The organism is Harryflintia acetispora, assembly GCA_004340125.1.
Classification (GTDB): Bacteria; Bacillota; Clostridia; order Oscillospirales; family Ruminococcaceae; genus Harryflintia; species Harryflintia acetispora.
The window spans coordinates 1-21,709 of the sequence record SLUK01000004.1 but is presented as its reverse complement, the minus strand read 5'-3'; the positions used below and the strand labels follow the sequence as shown (position 1 = coordinate 21,709).

At 60.0% G+C, this 21,709-nt stretch carries 20 protein-coding genes; 13 read left to right on the top strand and 7 right to left on the bottom strand.

Going from position 1 to position 21,709, the window contains the following annotated elements; genetic code table 11:
- The 9 genes from gatC to EDD78_RS05840 all read left to right on the top strand — a co-directional run bounded on the left by gatC (position 1) and on the right by EDD78_RS05840 (position 9,728).
- Entirely contained in the window at positions 1-270 is a 270-nt protein-coding gene (gene gatC, locus EDD78_RS05880; protein WP_079698357.1) for an Asp-tRNA(Asn)/Glu-tRNA(Gln) amidotransferase subunit GatC, read from the top strand.
- Positions 271-285: 15 nt separating this feature from the next.
- A complete protein-coding gene (gatA, locus tag EDD78_RS05875; protein WP_132084308.1) occupies positions 286-1,749 on the top strand; it encodes an Asp-tRNA(Asn)/Glu-tRNA(Gln) amidotransferase subunit GatA in 1,464 nt (487 codons plus the stop codon).
- Between the two features lie 14 nt (positions 1,750-1,763).
- Positions 1,764-3,209, top strand: a complete 1,446-nt coding sequence (gatB, locus tag EDD78_RS05870; protein WP_132084307.1) for an Asp-tRNA(Asn)/Glu-tRNA(Gln) amidotransferase subunit GatB — start codon at positions 1,764-1,766, stop codon at positions 3,207-3,209.
- Between the two features lie 26 nt (positions 3,210-3,235).
- Positions 3,236-3,802, top strand: a complete 567-nt coding sequence (locus EDD78_RS05865) for a hypothetical protein (RefSeq protein ID WP_132084306.1) — start codon at positions 3,236-3,238, stop codon at positions 3,800-3,802.
- A gap of 17 nt (positions 3,803-3,819) precedes the next feature.
- Entirely contained in the window at positions 3,820-5,016 is a 1,197-nt protein-coding gene (locus EDD78_RS05860) for an aminotransferase-like domain-containing protein (RefSeq protein WP_132084305.1), read from the top strand.
- A gap of 24 nt (positions 5,017-5,040) precedes the next feature.
- Entirely contained in the window at positions 5,041-6,066 is a 1,026-nt protein-coding gene (gene trpS, locus EDD78_RS05855; RefSeq protein ID WP_079698362.1) for a tryptophan--tRNA ligase, read from the top strand.
- A gap of 112 nt (positions 6,067-6,178) precedes the next feature.
- Entirely contained in the window at positions 6,179-7,573 is a 1,395-nt protein-coding gene (locus tag EDD78_RS05850) for an MBOAT family O-acyltransferase (protein ID WP_132084304.1), read from the top strand.
- 17 nt (positions 7,574-7,590) lie between these two features.
- Positions 7,591-8,733, top strand: a complete 1,143-nt coding sequence (locus EDD78_RS05845) for a DHHW family protein (protein ID WP_132084303.1) — start codon at positions 7,591-7,593, stop codon at positions 8,731-8,733.
- A gap of 17 nt (positions 8,734-8,750) precedes the next feature.
- Positions 8,751-9,728 (top strand): type I phosphomannose isomerase catalytic subunit, encoded by a 978-nt coding sequence (locus tag EDD78_RS05840; RefSeq protein WP_132084302.1) that lies wholly within the window; start codon positions 8,751-8,753, stop codon positions 9,726-9,728.
- Positions 9,729-9,814: 86 nt separating this feature from the next.
- Here EDD78_RS05840 and EDD78_RS05835 read toward each other — a convergent pair whose 3' ends face one another.
- The 3 genes from EDD78_RS05835 to EDD78_RS05825 are packed head-to-tail and all read right to left on the bottom strand — an operon-like array spanning position 9,815 to position 12,058.
- Positions 9,815-10,237 (bottom strand): DUF2000 domain-containing protein, encoded by a 423-nt coding sequence (locus EDD78_RS05835; RefSeq protein WP_132084301.1) that lies wholly within the window; start codon positions 10,235-10,237, stop codon positions 9,815-9,817.
- On the bottom strand, positions 10,221-11,135 hold the full coding sequence (locus EDD78_RS05830) for a DMT family transporter (RefSeq protein WP_132084300.1): 915 nt from the start codon (positions 11,133-11,135) through the stop codon (positions 10,221-10,223). Before EDD78_RS05830 ends, EDD78_RS05835 begins: the two co-directional genes overlap by 17 nt.
- Positions 11,132-12,058, bottom strand: a complete 927-nt coding sequence (locus EDD78_RS05825) for an AraC family ligand binding domain-containing protein (protein WP_132084299.1) — start codon at positions 12,056-12,058, stop codon at positions 11,132-11,134. Before EDD78_RS05825 ends, EDD78_RS05830 begins: the two co-directional genes overlap by 4 nt.
- A 277-nt stretch (positions 12,059-12,335) precedes the next feature.
- Here EDD78_RS05825 and EDD78_RS05820 point away from each other — a divergent pair, with 277 nt between their 5' ends.
- Entirely contained in the window at positions 12,336-12,620 is a 285-nt protein-coding gene (locus EDD78_RS05820; RefSeq protein ID WP_079698369.1) for a co-chaperone GroES, read from the top strand.
- A 41-nt stretch (positions 12,621-12,661) separates the two neighbouring features.
- Positions 12,662-14,290 (top strand): chaperonin GroEL, encoded by a 1,629-nt coding sequence (groL, locus tag EDD78_RS05815; RefSeq protein WP_132084298.1) that lies wholly within the window; start codon positions 12,662-12,664, stop codon positions 14,288-14,290.
- A gap of 89 nt (positions 14,291-14,379) precedes the next feature.
- Here the strand turns inward: groL and EDD78_RS05810 are convergent, their stop codons facing one another.
- A complete protein-coding gene (locus EDD78_RS05810; RefSeq protein WP_132084297.1) occupies positions 14,380-14,790 on the bottom strand; it encodes a helix-turn-helix domain-containing protein in 411 nt (136 codons plus the stop codon).
- A 224-nt stretch (positions 14,791-15,014) separates the two neighbouring features.
- Between EDD78_RS05810 and EDD78_RS05805 the strand changes: the two genes are divergently transcribed.
- Complete coding sequence (locus EDD78_RS05805) at positions 15,015-16,295, top strand: HlyC/CorC family transporter (protein ID WP_242942107.1); 1,281 nt, start codon at positions 15,015-15,017, stop codon at positions 16,293-16,295.
- Between the two features lie 71 nt (positions 16,296-16,366).
- On the opposite strand, the gene EDD78_RS05800 is transcribed toward EDD78_RS05805, so the two are convergent.
- The 3 genes from EDD78_RS05800 to rny all read right to left on the bottom strand — a co-directional run bounded on the left by EDD78_RS05800 (position 16,367) and on the right by rny (position 18,951).
- Entirely contained in the window at positions 16,367-16,711 is a 345-nt protein-coding gene (locus EDD78_RS05800) for a GIY-YIG nuclease family protein (RefSeq protein ID WP_132084296.1), read from the bottom strand.
- A 13-nt stretch (positions 16,712-16,724) separates the two neighbouring features.
- Positions 16,725-17,207 carry a DUF6530 family protein gene (locus EDD78_RS05795; protein WP_079698373.1) on the bottom strand — a complete coding sequence of 161 codons (483 nt, stop codon included), beginning with the start codon at positions 17,205-17,207 and terminating at the stop codon, positions 16,725-16,727.
- A 181-nt stretch (positions 17,208-17,388) separates the two neighbouring features.
- A complete protein-coding gene (gene rny / locus EDD78_RS05790; RefSeq protein ID WP_079698374.1) occupies positions 17,389-18,951 on the bottom strand; it encodes a ribonuclease Y in 1,563 nt (520 codons plus the stop codon).
- A 627-nt stretch (positions 18,952-19,578) separates the two neighbouring features.
- On the opposite strand from rny, the gene thrS reads away from it, so the two are divergent.
- Complete coding sequence (gene thrS / locus EDD78_RS05785) at positions 19,579-21,483, top strand: threonine--tRNA ligase (protein WP_132084394.1); 1,905 nt, start codon at positions 19,579-19,581, stop codon at positions 21,481-21,483.
- Positions 21,484-21,709 lie beyond the last annotated feature (226 nt).

Sequence of the window (21,709 nt, the reverse complement as noted above, 5' to 3'; positions counted from 1 at the left end):
ATGAAGATTGACATTGAAAAGATCGCGCGGCTTGCGAAACTCAAGATCGAGCCGGATAAGCGGGGGATGTTTGAGACCCAGATGGAGCAGATTGTCGCCATGGTGGAGAACCTGCCCGAGATGAGCGAGCGCTACGTCGGGGTGGACCCGGAGAATCCCATGCGGCTGCGCGAGGACGAGGTTCGCCCCTCGATGCGCCGGGACGAGCTGCTCCAAAACGCCCCCAAGGTTCAGGCGGGGTGCGTGGTCGTGCCCAGGACCGTGGAATAGGGAGGGGGAGCGAAAATGCAGTTATATGAAAAGACCGCCGGCGAGTTGCACGATATGCTGAGAAAGAAGGACTGCAGCGCCAGCGAAGCGGTGGAGTCCCTCATAGAGAGGATCGACGCGGTGGAGGGCAAGGTGCACGCCTACCTCACAAAAACGCCCGAGCTCGCGCGCGAGACGGCGAAGAAGGTCGACGAGCGCCTGGCCGCCGGGGAGGAGCTTTCCCCGCTCGCCGGTATTCCGATCGCGATCAAGGACAACATCTGCACCAAGGGGGTGCGCACCACCTGCGCGTCCAAAATGCTTGAAAACTTCGTGCCGCCCTACAGCGCCACGGTGGTCCATAAGCTCGAGCACGCGGGCACGCCGGTGCTCGGGAAGCTCAATCTGGACGAATTCGCCATGGGGTCCTCGTGTGAAAATTCCCATTTCCAGAATACCGCCAATCCCCACGACCTCGGCCGGGTGCCGGGCGGCAGCTCGGGCGGCTCGGCCGCCGCGCTCGCGGCGGGGGAGTGCACCCTGGCGCTCGGGTCGGACACCGGCGGCTCGATCCGCCAGCCGGCCTCCTACTGCGGGGTCGTCGGGCTCAAGCCTACCTATGGCTCGGTTTCCCGCTATGGGCTGGTGGCCTTCGCCTCCTCGCTCGACCAGATCGGGCCGATGGGGCGCAGCGTCGAGGACGTGGCGCTGCTCTACGAGGCCATTAGAGGAATGGACGAGCGGGATTTGACCAGCGCACAGCGCGAATATGAACCGCTTCACGGTCAGCTGGACGGCGGGGTGCGCGGCATGCGCCTGGGCGTGCCCGAGGAGTACTTCGGCCCTGGCGTGGAGGATGAGGTCAAGGAGGCGGTGCGCGCGCAGATAGGGGAGCTTGAACGCAGCGGCGCCGTCATCGTGCCGGTGAGCCTGCCGAGCACCGGCTATGCGCTGTCGGCCTATTACATCATCTCCTCGGCCGAGGCCTCCTCCAACCTCGCGCGGTACGACGGGGTCAAATACGGCTACCGCAGCGAAAACGGGAGCTCGCTCGAGGAGCTCTACCTCAATACCCGCAGCGAGGGCTTCGGCGACGAGGTCAAGCGCCGGATCATGCTGGGGACCTTTGTGTTAAGCTCCGGCTACTTCGACGCCTATTATAAAAGGGCGAAGATTCTGCAGGGACGGATCGGCCAGGAGTTTGCAAGCGCCTTTGACGCGTGCGACGCCATCCTGACCCCGACCGCGCCCGACACCGCCTTCCGGTTCGGCGAGCACACCGCCGACCCGCTCAAGATGTACGCCAGCGACATCTGCACCGTGACGGTGAACATCGCGGGTCTGCCCGCGGTGAGCGTGCCCTGCGGCAAGGATAAGAATGGCCTGCCGATCGGTATGCAGATCATCGGGCGCAAGTTTTCGGAAAAGACCATCCTCACCGTCGCCAAGGCGGTCGAGACGCTGCGCGGGGGCTATCACTCCCTCCCGCAGATCGGTTAAGGAGGTGCGGGACAATGAGTAAAACGGATTACGAGATGGTGGTGGGCCTGGAGGTCCACGCGGAGCTTAGCACCGACACCAAGATATACTGCTCCTGCAAAAACTCCTTCGGCAGCGAGGTCAACTCCAACTGCTGCGAGGTCTGCACCGGCATGCCCGGCACCCTGCCCACCCTGAACCGCAAGGTGGTCGACTACGCCATCAAGATGGGGCACGCGCTGCACTGCAAGATCAACAACGTCTGCAAGCAGGACCGCAAGAACTATTTCTATCCCGACCTGCCCAAGGCCTACCAGATTTCCCAGTTCGACATCCCGCTGTGCGAGCACGGCTATGTCGATGTGATCCTGGACGAGGAATGTCATCAAAAGCGGATCGGGGTTACCCGGATCCATATTGAGGAGGACGCGGGCAAGCTCATCCACGACGACAGCTTTTCGGGGTCGCTGGTGGACTTCAACCGCTGCGGCGTGCCGCTCATCGAGATCGTCTCCGAGCCCGACCTGCGCTCGCCGCAGGAGGCCAAGGCGTATCTCGACACCATCCGCTCGATTTTGCAGTACCTGGACATCTCGGACTGCAAGATGCAGGAGGGGTCGATCCGCTGCGATGTGAACGTCTCGGTGCGCAAATGCGGCAGCGGGGAGTTCGGCACCCGGTGCGAGATGAAGAACGTCAACTCCTTCTCGGGCGCCATGCGGGCCATCGAATACGAGGCCAACCGCCAGATCGAGGTGCTGGAAAGCGGCGGGACCATCACCCAGGAGACGCGGCGCTGGGACGATCACAGGGGGCAGAACTTCCTGCTGCGCTCCAAGGAGGACGCGCAGGACTACCGCTACTTCCCCGAGCCCGACCTGCTGACCATCGTGGTGCCCGAGGAACGGGTACAGCAGCTGAGGGAGGAAATCCCCGAGCTGCCGGGCGAGAAGCTGCTGCGGTATGTAAAAGACTTCGGGCTGCCGTATTTCGACGCCAATCTCCTGTGCGAGAGTGGGGAGAAGCGCGCGCTCTTCGAGGAGATCGCGGCGAAGGGCGGCATTGACCTCAAGGCCGCCGCCAACTGGCTCAACGGCGATATCACGCGGATTCTCAATGAAAAAAACAAGACGCTAGCCGAGAGCTCTCTCTCCGCCGACAAGCTGATCGGGATGATCTCGATGATCGAGCAAGGGACCATCTCGAACACCGCGGCCAAGACGGTGCTCGAGGAGATGTTCTGGCAGGATAAGGAGCCCTCCGAGATCGTGGAGGAGCGGGGCCTCGGGCAGATCAACGACGACAGCGCGCTGCAGGCGATCGTGGGGGACGTGCTCCAAAAGAACGAGAAGGTCGTCATGGACTATAAAAACGGAAAGACAAATGCATTGGGCTTTTTGGTGGGCCAGTGCATGCGCGCGACCAAGGGGCAGGGGAACCCGGCGGCGCTGCGCGAGCTGCTTTTAAAGCAGCTGGGCTGAGGGGATAGAAAAGTAGGGGGATATCATTGAAAAGGATTTTGGCAGTATTGGCGGTGCTGTGCGTATTGGGCGGGTGCGCGCGGGTGGCGACGCCGGTTGACCCGCAGGCCACCATCGAGGACCCCCTGCTGCAGGAGGAAGATTCTTTTGCATCGCAGGACGATGCGCAGGCATCCGTGCCGCAGGAGGAGTTCGGGGTCAACGAGGCGGGGGAGTACCAGTATCAAAACGGCGCCATGGGCTTTAAGATCACCGTCTACGGCGACATCGCGCGCAATTTGCAGGTGCTCAAATCCACCGCCACGCGCTACGACGCGGTGGTGCCGCAGGTCCAGTTCGACTACACCACCGCCAACGGCGACATCACCACCATCCTCACCATCCAGAAGCTGCCCAATTCGGTCTATTACCGGATGATCAAGGACGCTTCGATCGACGAGGGGATCATCCCCTTCGACAAAACCACCGACACCCATGTGTTTATCTACTACGCCATCGGCAACGCCATGCTCGAGGACGAGCGGGACAGCCTGTACATCAAGGGCTTCCTCGACAACCTCGATGAGACGGTGGCCAGCTTCGAGTTGATTTAAGAAAGGTGTGAACCGATATGAATTATACGTTTTCAAACAAGATTTCCGGCGTCAAGCCCTCGGCCATCCGTGAAATCCTCAAGATGTCCTCCGACCGCTCGGTGATCTCCCTGGCGGCGGGCAACCCCTCCCCGGATGCGTTCCCGGTGCAGGCGGTGCAGAAGATCAGCGCCGAAATTCTCAGCGAGGACCCCATCCTGGCGCTGCAATATTCGGTCAGCGAGGGCTACACCCCGCTGCGCGAGAAGCTCTGTACCCTCGCGCGCGAGCACTACCACGCCATGGGCGCGGAGGACGATCTGATCGTCGTCTCGGGCGCCCAGCAGGGGCTGGAACTCAGCTGCAAGGTGCTGTGCAACGAGGGGGACACCCTGATCTGCGAGGACCCGAGCTTTGTGGGCGCGCTCAACGCGTTCCGCACCTACGGGGTCAACCTGGCGGGCGTTGCGATGGAGGAGGACGGCATCTCGATCGGGAAGCTCGAGGAGGCGCTGAAAAAAGAGAAGAACGTCAAGGCCCTTTATGTCATCCCCAATTTCCAGAACCCGTCGGGGATCACCATGAGCCTCGAAAAACGCCGGGCGGTCTACGAGCTCGCCTGCCGCTACGACGTGATCATCCTCGAAGACAACCCCTATGGGGACCTGCGCTTTGAGGGGGAGGCGCTGCCGCCCATCAAGTCGATGGATACCGAGGGGCGGGTCATCTACTGCGGCAGCTTCTCGAAGATCCTCTCGCCCGGCCTGCGCGTCGGGTTCGTGTGCGCCAACAAGGCGATTATCGGCAAGCTGGTCGTCGCCAAGCAGTGCGCCGACGTACATACGCCCATCCTCTCCCAGCTGATCTGCGACCGGTTTTTAAGCGAATATGACCTTGGCAAACACATCGAAATGCTGCGGGATATCTATCGCAAAAAGTGCGCGCTGATGCTCGGCGAGATCGAAAAGCACTTCTCTCCCAAGGTGGCCTATACCCGCCCGCAGGGAGGGCTCTTCGTCTGGTGCACCCTGCCGCAGGGGAGCGACATGCCCGAGTTCTGCCGGCGCGCGGTGACGGATTACAAGGTCGCCGTGGTGCCCGGTACCGCTTTTTTGGCCGACGAGAGCGCGCCGACCACCTCTTTTAGGCTCAACTACACCACCCCGCCCGACGAGCAGGTGGTGCGGGGGGTCGAAATCCTCGGCAAGCTGACCCGCGAATTCTGCGCGGATTGATTTTATCTTTAAGGGGGGCTCGGCATGTCTGAGCAGGTCGCGCCGCAGGAAGCGGCGCAGAAAAAGAAAATCATCTTTTCCGGGATCCAGCCCACCGGCGTGATGACGCTGGGAAACTATCTCGGGGCGGTCAAAAACTGGGTGAAGCTGCAGGAGGACTACGACTGCATCTACAGCGTGGTCAACATGCACGCGATCACGGTGCGGCAGGACCCGAAGGCGCTGAGAGAGAACACCCTGCGCGCCTTTGCGCTGCTGCTGGCCTGCGGGCTCGACCCGGAAAAGTGCCTGATGTTCATCCAAAGCCACGTGAAGACCCACGCGGAGCTCAGCTGGGTCCTCGGCTGCCACACCCAGTTCGGCGAGCTGTCGCGCATGACCCAGTTCAAGGACAAATCGCAAAGGAACGCTGACAACATCAACGCCGGCCTCTTCACCTATCCGGTGCTGATGGCGGCGGACATCCTGCTCTACCAGGCGGATATGGTGCCGGTGGGGGCGGACCAAAAACAGCATCTCGAGCTCAGCCGGGACATCGCCATGCGCTTTAACAACCTCTACGGCAACACCTTCCGGGTGCCCGAGCCCTACATCCCGGAAAATGGTGCGAGGATCATGTCCCTGGCCGAGCCGCAAAAGAAGATGTCCAAGTCGGACGACAACCAAAACGCCTTCATCGCCATCCTGGATAGCGAGGACACCATCATCAAGAAGTTCAAGCGCGCCGTCACCGACAGCGATATGGAAGTCGCCTACCGCGAGGGGAAGGATGGGATCAACAACCTGATGACCATCTACTCCGCCGTGACCGGCAAGAGCTATCCCGAAATTGAGCGGGAGTTCCAGGGCAAGGGCTACGGCGACTTCAAGGTGGCCGTGGGCCAGGCGGTGGCCGACCACCTGCGCCCGGTGCGGGAAAACTTCGAGCGCTTCTACGCCGACAAGGCGTATCTGAAGGAAGTCTATACCGCCGGGGCCGAGCGGGCGCTGCGTCTGTCCGGGCGCACGCTGGAAAAGGTCTACAAAAAGGTCGGATTCCTGCCGGCGTAATGCCGGGCCCCCGCGCCTTCCTCGGCCCGTGTGCATAGGAAAGACGGACCGAGCCAAACATGATAGACGTAAGGCCGCCCGGCGGCCAAGTGACAATAGGAGGTAGCGCCCCTTGCTGTTCAGCAGTCTGCTGTTTTTGTTCCGGTTCATCCCGGTGGTTTTCCTCGTTTATTACATCCTGCCCTTTCGCTATAAGAATTTCTGGCTGCTGCTGAGCAGCCTGTTCTTCTATGCCTGGGGGGAGCCGAAGTATTTCCCAATCATGCTCTCCTCCATCCTGGTAAACTACGTTGCCGCCCTGCTGCTCGAGCGCTTCCGGGAGCGGAAGAACCTGCGCCGGGGCGTCTTTATCGTCTCGCTGATCTTCACGGTCGGGTGGCTGCTGCTCTTTAAGTACACCGACTTTTTCATCCAGAACATCAACGCCGTCACTGGGCTTGCCATCCCGCCCTTCCTCTCAGGGCCCGGCGGCAAGGTCATGCTGCCGCTGGGGATCAGCTTCTACACCTTCCAGATCCTTTCCTACACCATCGACGTCTACCGCGGAAAGGTACGGGCCGAGCACAATTTCGTGAACTTCGGCACCTTCGTCACCCTCTTCCCGCAGCTGATCGCCGGGCCGATCGTCAAGTATACCGACATCAATGAGGAGCTGCATACCCGCACCGTCACGCCCCAGATGCTCGGCGACGGGGTGCGCCTCTTCATCATGGGGCTGGGCAGCAAGGTGCTGCTGGCCAACAATGTGGGCGCGCTCTGGGACACCGTCACCCGCCTGGGGTACGCCGAGGTCTCCACGCCGCTTGCCTGGCTTGGGCTGATCGCCTATTCGTTCCAGATTTATTTCGACTTTTCCGGCTATTCGCTGATGGCCATCGGCCTTGGGAAGTGCCTCGGGTTTAACTTCCCGCAGAACTTCAATTACCCCTATATCTCGAAGAGCGTGACCGAGTTCTGGCGCCGCTGGCACATGACGCTGGGGTCGTGGTTCCGCGAATACGTCTATATCCCCCTGGGCGGCAACCGGGTGGGGCGGGTAAGACTTTACCTCAACCTGTTTGTCGTCTGGTTTTTGACCGGCTTCTGGCACGGGGCCAACTGGAATTTCATCTTCTGGGGGCTCTATTTCCTGGTGCTGCTGGTCATCGAAAAGACCTTCCTGCTGCGCCGCCTGGAGCGCAGCCGCGTCCTGTCGCGCTGCTATCTGCTTTTTGCGGTGGTGATCAGCTGGGCGCTCTTCGCGGTCAGCGACCTCAGTAGCCTCGGGGCCCTCTTCGGACGGCTCTTTTCGCTGCACGGCGGGGAGGACTGGGTTTATTACCTGCGCAACTACGGCGTGACGCTGCTGCTGTGCGCCTTCTTCTCCACCCCGCTGCTGAAAAAATGGTACGAGCGGATCCAAAACCGCCGCTGGCTCATCACCGCGGGGCTTGCCGCGGTGCTGAGCCTGTGCGTGGGGTACCTGGTGGACGCGACCTACAATCCGTTCTTGTACTTTAACTTTTAGACGAGGAGGTACCCGCCATGCTCAAAAAGACCCTGCGCGCGCTGAGAGAATACCCGTGGGTGATCCTCTTCGCCCTGTTTATCCTCTCTTATACGGTGCTGGACATGTCCTTCACCAACAAGAGCTATTCCGAGCTCGAGAACCGCCCGCTCAAGACCCGGCCCAAGATGAGCTTCTCCGCCCTGATGAGCGGGGACTACGACGAGAAGTTCGACGCTTACATCAACGACCAGTTCTTCGGACGGGACGGGTGGATCACCCTCAAGTCCCGCACCGAGTCGGCCCTGCTCAAGACGGAAAACAACGAGATCGTCTATGGGAAGGACGGCTACCTTTTCAAGAAATATGACCGGATCGACGGGGAGAAGTACCAAGCGAACGAGCGGTACATCCGCGAATTTTTCGAGAAATACCCGCAGCAGGAAATCACCTTCTGCGTGGTGCCCAATTCCTATGAGATTTTAAAGGACAAGCTGCCGGCAGGCCTCTCGCTGGTGGACGAGGCCGCCGAGATCGAGCGCCTCTACGCCGGGCTGCCGGATAATGTCACGGCGCAAAACGTTTACCCCACCCTATGGGAGCACAGGGACGACTACATCTACTACCGCACCGACCATCACTGGACCACCTACGGAGCCTATCTGGCGGTGTGCGCCTACGCCGGGGAGCGGGGGATGATCCCGCCGCCGCTCGAGGCGATCGACTCGCAGAAGGTGCCGAACTTTTACGGCACCTACTTCTCCAAGGCCAAGAAGGCCGGGGCCAAGGCGGATGTGATCACCTATTACGAGGTGCCGGTCCGTTCGGTCACGGTGGCGGATGAGGAGCGGGACGGGCTTTATGACCTGCAAAAGTTCGAGACGCGGGACAAATATGCCGCCTTTTTGTGGGGGAACAACAACCGTACCGTGATCGAGAGCGACCAAAATCTCAATAAGGTCGAGGGGAAAAAGACCCGGGTGCTGCTGATCAAGGACAGCTATGGCAACTGCTTCGCGCCGTTTTTGTGCTACCTCTACGACGAGGTGGTAATCGCCGACCTGCGCTACCTGCCGAAGGCGAGTGACCTGATGGAAGACGGGCAGTACGACGACGTGCTGCTGATGTATAACTTTGAGTCCCTCGCGAGCGACGGCTATCTCGCGAAGCTGCGCTACTAAAAGAGGAGTGTGACGACATGGAGCCCTTCAAGCTGATCCCGGCCTACAAGGACTATCTCTGGGGCGGGAGCCGCCTGCGCGACGAATACCACAAGGAAACCGGCCTTTTCCCCCTGGCTGAGAGCTGGGAGCTCTCCTGCCACCCCGACGGGCCCAGTGTAGTGGGGAGCGGCCCCTGCGCCGGGACCAGCTTCCCCGAGCTGCTGAGCCGGCGGGGGGAGTCGCTGTGCGGCGCGCGCTGCGCACGCTTGCCCTTCTTCCCGGTGCTCATCAAGCTCATCGACGCCAAGGCCCCGCTCTCGATCCAGGTACACCCGAGCGATGGGTACGCCCTGGAGCATGAACACAGCTACGGCAAGACCGAGATGTGGCTGATCCTCGACGCCGAGCCGGGGAGCTATATCTACTACGGCACCGCCCGCGAGCTCCAAAAGGACGAGGTGCGCGCCGCTGTCGCCGCCGGGACGATGGAACGCCTGCTGCAAAAGCGGGCGGTAAGGCCCGGGGACGTGGTCTTTATCCCCGCCGGGACCCTGCATGCGCTGGGGGAAGGAGTGGTGCTCTGCGAGATCCAGCAGAACTCCAACCTCACCTACCGGGTCTATGACTACAACCGCCGGGGGAAGGACGGCAAGCTGCGCGAGCTGCACCTTGAAAAGGCGCTGGAGGTAGCGGACCTTCATCCCGCCGCGGGCAGCTTCGCCCCGAAGAGGGAGGCGCAGGAGCTGGGCGGCGGCGCGATCGTCACCGGGCTCGCCGCGTGCGAATACTTCCGTGTGCGCCGCCTGGCGCTCTCACACGGCCGCTACGAGGCGGCGGCGGATGGGCAGACCTTCTGCTGCGTGGTCTGCATCGGCGGCGAGGTGGAGCTCGTCTGCGGCGGCGAGACGCTTACGCTGCGAAAGGGCGAGAGCGCCTTCATTCCCGCCGACGCGGGGACATACGCCCTATGTGGGAGCGGGGAATGCGTGCTCACCGAAATGCCGGAACAATAAAGTGCCGAAGGGCCGCGCCCTTCATGAACGAGCGGGCTGTAGATACTTCTACAGCCCGCTCGTTTGTTCCCGCAGGAAAACGGATTTTATCTCAGCAGCGGCAGGTTCCCGGTCAGCTTGTTGACGAGCTTTTTATCGCCGCAGATCCCGAGCCCGAAGTAGGCGAGCGCGCCCTCCTCGGTGTTGGCCGCCTTCTCGGTGAACTCGCCGTAGTTCTTGCAGCCTTGCGCCACGTCGGAAAAATCGACCGCCGTCAATTCCGAGAATTGGGGCTGGTAGAGCTGCTCCCGGATCGCCCGGATTTTCTCCCCGTCGGCTTTTAAAACGGGCACCGGCAGCGCGACGATCCCGAGATGGGCCCGGCCGCTCTGGTCCTGGACGTCCGGCCCCACGGTTTCGGGATTCAGCTTCCCCAAGGTCATCCCCAGGATGCCCGCCGTATTGGCGATCAACCCGAGCGGCAGGGCTTCGTCGATGATCATGACACATTTTTTATTTTGCAGTTCCAACGTGTTCGCACTCCTTTTTTGCTCCTTTGTTTTCCGATAAGAACAGGCCGGCCAGGGTCAGGACGATGCCGCATACCATGCGCAGGGTGATTTCCTCGTGAAGGACCAGGGCCGAGGTGGCCGCCGTGACGACGGGCACCATGTAAATATAGGCGCTCGTTTTGACGCAGCCCAGGATTTTCACCGCGAAATTCCAGGTCACGAAGCAGAGCGCGGAGGCGCCCAGTCCCAAAAACAGGATGTTCAGCAGGACGGCGGGCTCGCAAAACTCTGAGAGGCTGACCTCGAACCCCATGAAATACAGGGCCGGGAGCATGAGGAGCAGGCCGTAGAAAAAGGTGCGCCGCGTCGCCTGGATCGTGTTGCAGCCGAAGGTGCTGATCCGTTTGGTGAGGGTGGAATAGGCGGCCCAGATCACCGCGGCGATGATGGCCAGCAGGTCGCCCAGCGGCCCCAGCCGCAGCGCGCCGCCCTTCCCGAAGTGGATCAGCGCAATGCCGGCCATCGCGATCAAAAAGCCCAGGAAGAAGCGGGCGCCGGGGCGGGGGGCGCGCAGGAACAGGCAGGAGAAGATGGCCGTGAAGAACGGCGCGATGGAGATGATCACCCCGACGTTGGAGGCCAGCGTATAGGTGAGGGCCATATTTTCAAACAGGTAGTACAGCGTCACGCCGCAGAGCCCGGCCGCCAAAAAACAGAGCTCCTGGCGCCTGTCCTTGATGGCCAGCGGGTGCGGGAAGGCGCACCACAGCGCAAAATAGCCGATGGCGAAGCGCAGCAGCAGGATTTCGCTTGGGGTGAAGACGCGCAGCAGCACCTTGGTCGAGATAAAGGTGGTGCCCCAGATCAGGGTGGTGACGAAGGCTGCCGCATGCCCGGCGAAAGGGGAGCTTTTCATTTTTGTGACCAATCCTTTTTCATAAGTTTTTTGCCGCGGCACAGGCCGCCGCGAGCCCGGCGGGTGGATTGTTGGGGCGCTTGCCCATCCGCGCCGGGCGGCGCGTCGGTGAATATCCGCTGGTACTGCTTGGGCGTCAGGCCGATGAATTCCTTAAAGAAGTTGGTAAAATGGCTCTGATCCGAAAAGCCGGCCATGCTGGCCGCATCGATGGGCGCGACCCCCTGCTCCAGGAACCGCTTCGCCCGCTCCAGGCGCACGGTCTGTAAATAGCGGTAGGGGGAGACGCCGACCTGCCGGGTAAAGGTGCGGATCAGGTAGGACTTGCCGAAGCTCGTCATGGAGAGCAGCTCGTCCAGCGTGACGTTCTCGCTAAAATGCTGCTCCATATAGGCGCAGAGCGCCTGGACGGTCTGGTCGGGGCCGGGGGTGGCGCTTTCGTCCAGGGGCGCTGCATAATCCCGCAGGACCTGCTCGAGCAGGAAATAAAAGGCCTCCTCCTTTTGCAGCCTCGGGGCCTGGGAGAGGATCGCGCCGTAAACCTCGCCGACCGATTGGGCGAGCTCGCTTTGAAAGACGACGTTCCTGGTAAAGACCGGGGTAAAGGCCGTCCCGGTGATCTCTTGGGCCGCGGCGCGCATCACCTCGGGCTGGATGTTGAGGGCCCGGTAATCCAGAACCTCGCCGCCGAGCGGCGCGCAGAAGTGGTTGTCCCGGGGGCTGAAGAGGATCAAATCCCCGGCTCCCAGGTCGTATTCCTTCCCCTTGCACCAGAGATGCCGCTTCCCGCCCTCCACGAAGCCGATCACATAGAATTCGTGAAAGTGGTTGGGGAATTTCTGAACGATGCCGCTCAGGTTATAGGCCTCGATCCGAAGATCGCGGTCGAAATAGGCGTGCCGCTGTTCCTGTTCGATGGGCATCCGGCGTCCCTCCTTGCTGAATGTTCTGACTGTTATTCTACCACCTTACAGCAAATTTTTCTTGAAGGATATGACACAATGATACCAAAACGGCAGGGGAACTTCCTTCCAGTATTTGAACAATTTGTTAATATTGCGGTGTTGGGCCGGGTTTTTTGCAAAAGGTACTTGATTTTTTTCAAAAAATCAATACAATAGTATTTAGCACTCAGGTTATTTGAGTGCTAACAAAATGTTCATAATTCTCATAGAATCATTTTACAGGAGGTAGTTTATCATGACAATCAAACCACTTGCGGACCGTGTTGTAATCAAGATGGTTGAAGCGGAGGAGACCACCAAGAGCGGGATTATCCTGGCGGGCGCCGCCAAGGAGAAGCCCCAGGTCGCCGAGATCATGGCAGTCGGCCCGGGCGGCGTGGTCGACGGCAAGGAGATCAAGATGGAAGTCAAGGTCGGCGATAAGGTGCTTATCAGCAAATATGCCGGCACCGAGGTCAAGATCGACGATGTGGAGTACACCATCCTGCGCCAGTCCGATATTCTGGCGGTCGTAGACTAACGAAGGAAGCAAGATTAGAGATTGGAAAGGGTTGATTTATCATGGCAAAGCAGATCATCTACGGAGAAGAAGCCAGAAAAGCGCTGCAGATCGGCATCGACAAGCTCAGCGATACCGTTAAGATTACACTCGGACCTAAGGGCAGAAACGTTGTTCTTGATAAGAAATTCGGCGCGCCGCTGATCACCAACGACGGCGTGACCATCGCCAAGGAGATCGAGCTCGACGAGCCGTTCGAGAACATGGGCGCCCAGCTGGTCAAAGAGGTTGCCACCAAGACCAACGACGCGGCCGGCGACGGCACCACCACCGCGACCCTGCTCGCCCAGGCGCTGGTGCGCGAGGGGATGAAGAACGTGGCGGCGGGCGCCAACCCGATGGTCCTCAAGAAGGGCATGAAGAAGGCCATCACCACCGCGATCGACACCATCGTGGGCAATTCCAAGAAGGTCGCCGGCTCGGACGACATCGCGAGAGTCGCCACCGTATCCTCGGGCGACGAGACGGTCGGCAAGCTGATCGCCGAGGCGATGGACAAGGTTTCCGCCGACGGGGTCATCACCATCGAGGAGTCCAAGACCGCCGAGACCTACAGCGAGGTCGTCGAGGGCATGCAGTTCGACCGCGGCTACATCTCCCCGTATATGTGCACCGATACCGACAAGATGGAGGCCGTGCTCGACGACGCCTACATCCTGATCACCGATAAGAAGATTTCCTCCATCCAGGAGATCCTGCCCTTGCTCGAGCAGATCGTGCAGTCCGGCAAGAAGCTGCTGATCATCGCCGAGGACATGGAGGGCGACGCGCTGGCCACCCTGATCGTCAACCGTCTGCGCGGTACCTTCACCTGCGTTGCGGTCAAGGCTCCGGGCTTCGGCGACCGCCGCAAGGAGATGCTGCAGGATATCGCCATCCTGACCGGCGGCCAGGTCATCAGCGAGGAGCTCGGGCTCGAGCTCAAGAGCGCGACCATGGAGATGCTCGGACGCGCCCGCCAGGTCAAGGTCCAGAAGGAGAACACCATCATCGTGGACGGCGCCGGCAAGAGCGAGGACATCAAGGCGCGCATCGCCCAGATCAAGACCCAGATCGAGACCACGACCAGCGACTTCGACCGCGAGAAGCTGCAGGAGCGCCTGGCGAAGCTGTCCGGCGGCGTTGCGGTGATCAAGGTCGGCGCGGCCACTGAGGTCGAGATGAAGGAAAAGAAGCTGCGCATCGAGGACGCGCTCTCCGCGACCAAGGCGGCCGTGGAAGAGGGAATTGTCGCCGGCGGCGGCGTGGCCTTCGTCAACGCCATGCCCGAGGTCGAGAAGGTCATGAACGGCCTTTCGGGTGATGAGAAGACCGGCGCTGCCATCGTGCTCAAATCGCTCGAGGAGCCGATCCGCCAGATCGCGCTCAACGCCGGCCTCGAGGGTTCGGTCATCATCGATAAGATCATCTCCTCCGGCAAGGTCGGCTACGGCTTCGACGCTTACAACGAGAAGTACTGCGACATGATCCAGGGCGGGATCGTGGACCCGACCAAGGTTTCCAGAAGCGCTCTGGAGAACGCTTCCTCAGTCGCCTCGATGGTTCTGACCACCGAGAGCCTGGTCGCCGACATCAAGGAGAAGGCCCCGGCCGCTCCCCCCATGCCCGACGGCGGCATGGGCATGATGTAAGCCCCCTGAATATGTGAGTAAGAAGGCTGCAAGCATAGCTTGCAGCCTTCTTTGCGTGCAAAATGAAGCGCCTGCGCGAGGCATTCGGGTCAATCACTTTTACTTTTATCGGAAAGAAGGGAGATTCCCACACAGCTTAAACCAAGCCCCAGCATGAAAAAGCCGGAATACAGATCAATGGCTTTTAAAATGGACAGGACCATAACCGCGATTCCCATGGCCAGGGAAACCGCTTTGAAAACAAGGGGGATTATGGCGTTTGCGCCCTTCCTGCTCGGACCGGTCTGGTCTTTCAGTTTGATTTGCATGAGCTGGTCCACCGACACGCCAAAAATGTCCGCCAGCTTCGGCAAGGAATTGATATCCGGATAGGATAAATCCCGTTCCCATTTGGACACCGCTTTATCGGTAACCCCCATTTTTTCGGCCAATTCCAGTTGCGTCATCCCATTTTCTTTCCTCAGTGATGCGATCATTGCTCCAAGTGTTTGGTTTTTCACCGGGCCACCTCCGTTTGTCTGATAACTGTATAGTACCACCCGCTCTTAGTTTTCTCAACCGACCGGTGGTTTAGTGTGATAAACCTGTAGTTTACCTGCCGTATACGCATACATGGCGCAGCAATACCCGACGAAAAAGGGGGGAGTGGCCGGCCGCTTGATTTTTAAATTCCTTTTTGCTATACTATTCCATAATATTTTGAACATATGGAGTTGATCGCACTTTGGACAGTACCGGCTGGCTATGGATCACACTAATCGTTTTGCTGGCATTATCCGCCTTCTTTTCCTCGAGTGAGACCGCATTTTCGACCATCAACCGCATCCGGATGAAGACCCTGGCCGCCTCGGGCGATAAGCGTGCCCAGAAGGCGCTGGACGTGTCCGAGGACTACGACCGGATGATCTCCTCCATTCTGGTGGGGAACAACGTGGTGAACATCGCCGCGGCCTCGATCGCGACGCTGCTGGCCACCCGTTTCCTGGGCGAAAACCTCGGCGCGGCGGTTTCCACCGTGGTGATGACCGTTCTGGTACTGATCTTCGGCGAGGTCAGCCCCAAGTCTTACGCCAAGTGCAACGCCGAGAGGCTGGCGCTGCGCTTTGCCGGTCCGCTCGGGTTCGTGATCAAGCTGTGTACCCCGGCGACCTTCCTTTTGACCCTGCTCACCAACCGGATCAACCGCGCTTCCCAGAAGGACAACGGCCCCTCCGTCACCGAGGAGGAGCTCAAGTATATCATCGAAACCACCGTTGAGGAGGGCGTCTTCAAGGAGGACGAGAGCGAGCTGCTCCAGTCCGCCATCGAGTTCGACGACATCAAGGTGCAGGAGATCCTGACCCCGCGGGTGGACCTCGTGGCGGTGGACGTGGCCGACGATGCGCAGACCGTGCTGGAGATGGTGCTCGCCGAGCGCTTCTCCCGTCTGCCGGTCTACGAGGAATCGCTGGACAAGATCATCGGGGTGCTGCACACCCGGGAATTCCTTGAGGAGATGGCCGCCGGTAAGACGCCGGACGTGCGCTCCCTGCTGACCGAGTGCCTCTATGTACATAAGAACAAGAAAATATCCTCGCTGCTCGGGGACTTTAAGCGCACCAAGATCAACATGGCCGTGGTGATGGACGATTACGGCGGCACGATGGGGATCGTGACCACCGAGGACATCCTCGAGGAGCTGGTGGGAGAAATCTGGGATGAGGACGAGGAAATCGTCGACGAGTTTGTGGACCTGGGCGAAGGGCGTTATGAAATCGCAGGGGAGCTGACGGTGCGGGAGATGCTCGAGCAGCTGGACCTGCCGGAGGATCTGATCGACACCGACTCCAATACGGTGGGCGGCTGGGTGCTCGACGAGCTCGGAAGGATTCCCGAGGCAGGGGACAGCTTCACCTGCTCGGGGCTGAACGTCACGGTGCAGCAGGTGGAGGAGCAGCGGGTACAGAAGCTGCTGCTCGAGCTGCCCAAGCCGGGGGAGCCGGACGAAGAAAACAAAGAGGATTAAATCAAAAGCCGCGGGGAAACTTCCCCGCGGCTTTTCTTATCCAAGGGCGCTTGTCCAGTCCGGCCTTTCCGTTAATAGAGCGCCTGCCCCTGCAGCTTTTCGAGCCAGAGCTCGTAGAGGGTGTCGATGTCCTCGCGAAACTGGCGGTCGGTCTGCTCCTCCTTCTTCTCCAGCGCCTCGTACAGCTCGAAGCAGAAGGCCTGGCCGCCGTACTTCGCCCAGTCCTGCTGCACCTTGGAATAGGTGCAGCTTCCGGTCATCTGGGAGAAGCGAAAGCGGTTCTCACACCCCTGCAAGTCGGCGGTGGAGAGCAGCAGGATTTTCCCGCTGACGGTGTTGCGGATCCCGAACACTCCGCCGCGCACCTTGCGCCCCTTGTAGGCGGCGATCAGCTCCCTGCGGTTTTGCCTGTCCATTTTCTCATCCCTTTCAGTAGCCCATGTCCCGCAGCAGCCTCGCCAGGGTGCGAAACCGCTCGCTGAGCAGCTCGTCGTCCTCGCTGAGCGCTTGGGAGAAGAGCTTGATGTCCTGGTCGATCATCGGGTTCTGGGTGCAGACCGAAACGGTCATCGCATCCCCCTGCAGCCCGATCCTCTCCAGCGTGGGGTGCTGCGGGTCGTAGAGCCCGGGATAGCGGTAGGCGTCCTCCCCAAAGTACCGCTTGGCCCGGCAGATCAGGATCGCCAGGTCGATCACCCGGTGGATCGGCAGCTCCTCCGACTGGCGGGACCACTTTTCCCCGGTGTGCCGCCAGACCTTGGCTGAAATGTCCACCTTGCCGCGGTCGTTCCATTGCGCGAGCCCGAGGGAGAGGCCCTTGGCGTCCGAATGATAGGCGCTGCGCCCGTCGATGTTTTCATAATTCTCCGATACGATGACCGGCTTGTGCTTGAGGGTGGTCGGTATCTCCATGATGCTTCATCCTTACTTTTAAATTAGTAATTTACTAAATTACTAAATGAGTATACCCCGTCTGCCTCCTTTTGTCAAGCCCTCTGTTTTGGCGCAGGCCGGCGCACCCCTGCGCAGGGGTGACGCGCACGAAGAAAGGGCCCGCCGCAGAAAATTCTGCGGCGGGCCCCCAACGGTCCTTTTATTTTGCGTACTCGATCGCGCGGCTCTCGCGGATGACGTTGACCTTGATCTGGCCGGGGTAGTCGAGCTCGCCTTCGATCTTTTTGACGATCTCGCGGGCCACGACCACCATCTCGTCGTCGTTGACCTGGTCGGGCTTGACCATGATCCGGATCTCGCGCCCGGCCTGGATGGCGAAGGATTTCTCCACCGCCTCGAAGGAGTTGGCGATCTCCTCGAGCTTCTCGAGGCGCTTGATGTAGTTTTCGAGGTTCTCCCTGCGTGCGCCGGGGCGGGCGGCCGAGATGGCGTCCGCCGCCTGGACCAGGCAGGCCACGATGGTCTTGGCCTCGATGTCCCCGTGGTGGGCCGCGATCGCGTGGATGACCTCCTTGCTCTCCTTGTACTTCTTGGCGATGTCCACGCCGATCTGTACATGGGAGCCCTCGATCTCGTGGGTCATCGACTTGCCGATGTCATGCAGCAGGCCGGCACGGCGTGCGAGCACGGCGTCCGCGCCGATCTCGCTGGCCATCATCCCGGCGAGCTGGGCCACCTCGATGGAGTGGTTGAGCACGTTCTGCCCATAGCTCGAGCGGTAACGCATGCGCCCGAGCAGCTTGACGAGGTCGGGATGCATGCTGTGGATTCCAAGGTCCATCACGGCGCGCTCGCCGTCCTGCTTGATCTTCTGGTCGACCTCGCGCTTGGCCTTGTCCACCATCTCCTCGATCCGCGCGGGATGGATCCGCCCGTCCTGGATCAGCCGCTCGAGGGCGATACGCGCGATCTCGCGGCGCACCGTGTCGTGGCAGGAGAGGGTGATCGCCTCGGGGGTGTCGTCGATGATCAGGTCCACCCCGGTCAGGGTTTCGAGGGTGCGGATGTTGCGTCCCTCGCGGCCGATGATCCGGCCCTTCATCTCGTCGCCCGGCAGCGGCACCACTGAAACGGTGATCTCCGCGACCTGGTCGGCGGCGCAGCGCTGGATGGCGCAAGAGATGATTTCGCGCGCCTTCTCCTCGCTCTCCTCGCGCAGGTAGGTTTCATACTGGCTGATCTTGAGCGCCTTTTCGTGGGTCAGCTCATTTTCCAGGTTCTGCAGCAGGTACTCCTTGGCCTGGGTGGCGGTGAAGCCGGAAATTTTCTCCAGCATGTCGAACTGGTGCTGCTTGACGGCCTCGGCCTCCTCCAGCTTCTGCTGGGCCTCCTTGACCTTCTGGGAAGCCTGTTCCTCTTTCTTCTCCAGGTTTTCCAGCTTGCGGTCGACCGATTCTTCCTTTTGCTGCACTCTGCGTTCCAGGCGCTGCACCTCGCTGCGCCGCTCCTTGTTCTCGCGCTCGGCTTCGGTGCGCAGCTTGTAAATTTCGTCCTTGGCTTCTACCAGGGCTTCCTTTTTCTTGCTCTCGGCATTTTTAATGGCGTCGCTTACGATTCTCTTGGCTTCCTCTTCGGCGGACCCGATGTCCGATTCCGCAACCCGTTTTCTATATGAAACGCCTACGAAAAAAGCGATGACAAATCCAATAATAAACGCTACCAGAACAGCCGCTGCGATAAATATTATTTGTCCTGTGCTCATGACGTGCCGCAATACCTCCTTCTGTAAAAATTTTTCTAAGAGTAAAAAATCATCAGATGGCGTATTGCACATATCCATGGCTTTTCCGGGCAACCTGCAAATAGCGCGCGGGCTGCCGCTCAGAGGATAAGCCGGTTCCCCATCGTTATGCGGGGAATACCCTTTTATTTGTAAACAGAAAATGGAAGATTCTGTACAAAAATACAACAATACACCAATACTATTTTAGTAGCAATGGGCCATCCTGTCAAGAAATTCTTTTCTGAGGAAAAAATACCGCTCAGACATTGGTTGACTTCTGGGACGCAAGGTGGTAAGATACCTTTTAAGAAACCAGATCAATAGTGGCAAAAGCGATGACGAGGACACGCTTTGGACCAATCGTTCCGGCAAGAGAGGCGGGGCCGCCGGCTGAAAGCCCTGCCGCGGAATCGGGCCATAGTACCACCTTCCGAGCGGATGTGAACCATCCCGTCCCTGCCGCGTTAAGGCAGCAACGAGCGGCGCGATTTTGCGCAATCCGGGTGGAACCGTGGAGCGTACAGCTTCATCCCAGTTATTTGGGATGGGGCTGTTTTTGTTTTTGTCAAAGATGAAACGACCATGTGATAAAGGAGATTGATGATGATGGTAAAATTGACCCTCAAGGGCGGTACTCTCAAGGAGTTCGAGAGCGGCGTCACCCCCGCCGAGGTGGCGAAATCCTTGGGCTGCGGCCTTTACAAGGCGGTTTGCAGCGCCAGGATCGACGGCGAGGTGTGCGATCTGCGCACTCCGATCGAGCGGGACTGCGCGCTCGAGCTGCTGACCTTCGACGACCCGGACGGCAAGCGCACTTTCTGGCATACCGCCTCCCACATCCTGGCGCAGGCGGTGCAGCATCTCTACCCCGATACCAAATTCGCCATCGGCCCGGCGATCAAGGACGGCTTCTATTACGATTTCGACCTTCAGAAGCCCTTCTCTCCCGAGGACCTCGAAAAGATCGAGGAGGAGATGAAAAAAATCGTCAAGGAGGGATTGCCGCTCGAGCGCTTCGAGCTCGAGCCCGCGCAGGCCAAGGAGCTGATGAAGGACCAGCCCTACAAGCTCGAGCTGATCGAGGAGCATTCGGGCAAGGGGGAGAAGATCAGCTTCTTTAAACAGGGGGATTTCTGCGACCTGTGCGCGGGGCCCCACCTGCTCGACACCTCCAAGGTCAAGGCGTTTAAGCTGACCTCCTCCACCGGCGCCTACTGGCGGGGGGATTCGAGCAAGGCCATGCTCTGCCGGGTTTACGGCACCGCCTTCCCCAAACAGAGCGAACTGCAGGCCCACCTCGACGCGCTCGAGGAGGCAAAGAAGCGCGACCACCGCAAGCTCGGGAAGGAGCTCGGCCTCTTCGCGCTGATGGACGAGGGCCCCGGCTTCCCGTTCTTCCTGCCCAAGGGGATGATCGTCAAGAACACCCTGATCGACTACTGGCGGGAGATCCACACCCGCGCGGGGTATCAGGAGATTTCCACCCCCATCATGCTCAACCGTGCGCTTTGGGAGCGCTCGGGGCATTGGGATCACTATAAGGACAATATGTACACCACGGTGATCGACGACACCGACTTTGCCATCAAGCCGATGAACTGCCCCGGCGGCCTGATGGTCTATCAAACCCAGCCGCGTTCCTACCGCGACCTGCCGCTGCGCATGGGCGAGCTTGGGATCGTGCACCGGCACGAGCTCTCCGGCGCGCTGCACGGCCTCATGCGGGTGCGCTGCTTCACCCAGGACGACGCGCACATCTTCATGACCCCCGAGCAGATCAAGGACGAGATCAAGGGGGTCGTCGCCCTGATCGACGAGGTCTATTCGCTGTTCGGCTTCAAGTATCATGTCGAACTGTCCACCATGCCCGAGGACCATATGGGCGAGCTCGAGGATTGGGAGCACGCGACCGATTCGCTGCGCGCGGCGATGGAGGAGATCGGCATGCCGTTCGTGATCAACGAGGGTGACGGCGCGTTCTACGGGCCGAAGCTCGATTTCCACCTTGAGGACTCGATCGGGCGCACCTGGCAGTGCGGCACCATCCAGCTGGACTTCCAGCTTCCCGAGCGCTTTGAGATCGAGTACACCGGCGCGGATGGGGAAAAGCACCGCCCGGTGATGATCCACCGCGTTGTGTTCGGGTCGATCGAGCGCTTCATCGGCATTCTGATCGAGCATTTTGCCGGCGCCTTCCCGGCCTGGCTGGCGCCCGTGCAGGTCAAGGTGCTGCCCATCAGCGAGGACCAGAGCGCTTACGCCAGTGAAATTACCGAGAAGCTCAAAGCGAAAAGAATACGGGTCGAGTGCGACCTGCGCCGCGAGAAGATCGGCTATAAGATCCGCGAGGCGCAGCTGGAGAAGGTGCCCTACATGCTGGTTGTGGGCAAGAAGGAGCAGGAGGACGGCACGGTAGCGGTGCGTTCCAGGAACAAGGGCGACCTCGGCGCGCTGCCGCTCGAGCAATTTATGGCGGACCTGGGCGAAGAGATTGCAACCCGGGCAAGATAAGACAGTAATAGGCAGTAAAAGCGCCCGGGCCGCAAGGCCCGGGCGCTTTTTTGAGAGTACAAAAGACCGTTAGTATAGGTTACTAACGGTCGTCTTTTTGCTGTTTTTTAAAAGGAGTGGCAGGTTTTTAACCCGCCCCTTCCGAATTTATCCTAATTATATCCTGTTTTGGAACGGATTTCAAGTCGAAACGGCTTTTTTCGCCGAATCCCTCACAATGGAAGAC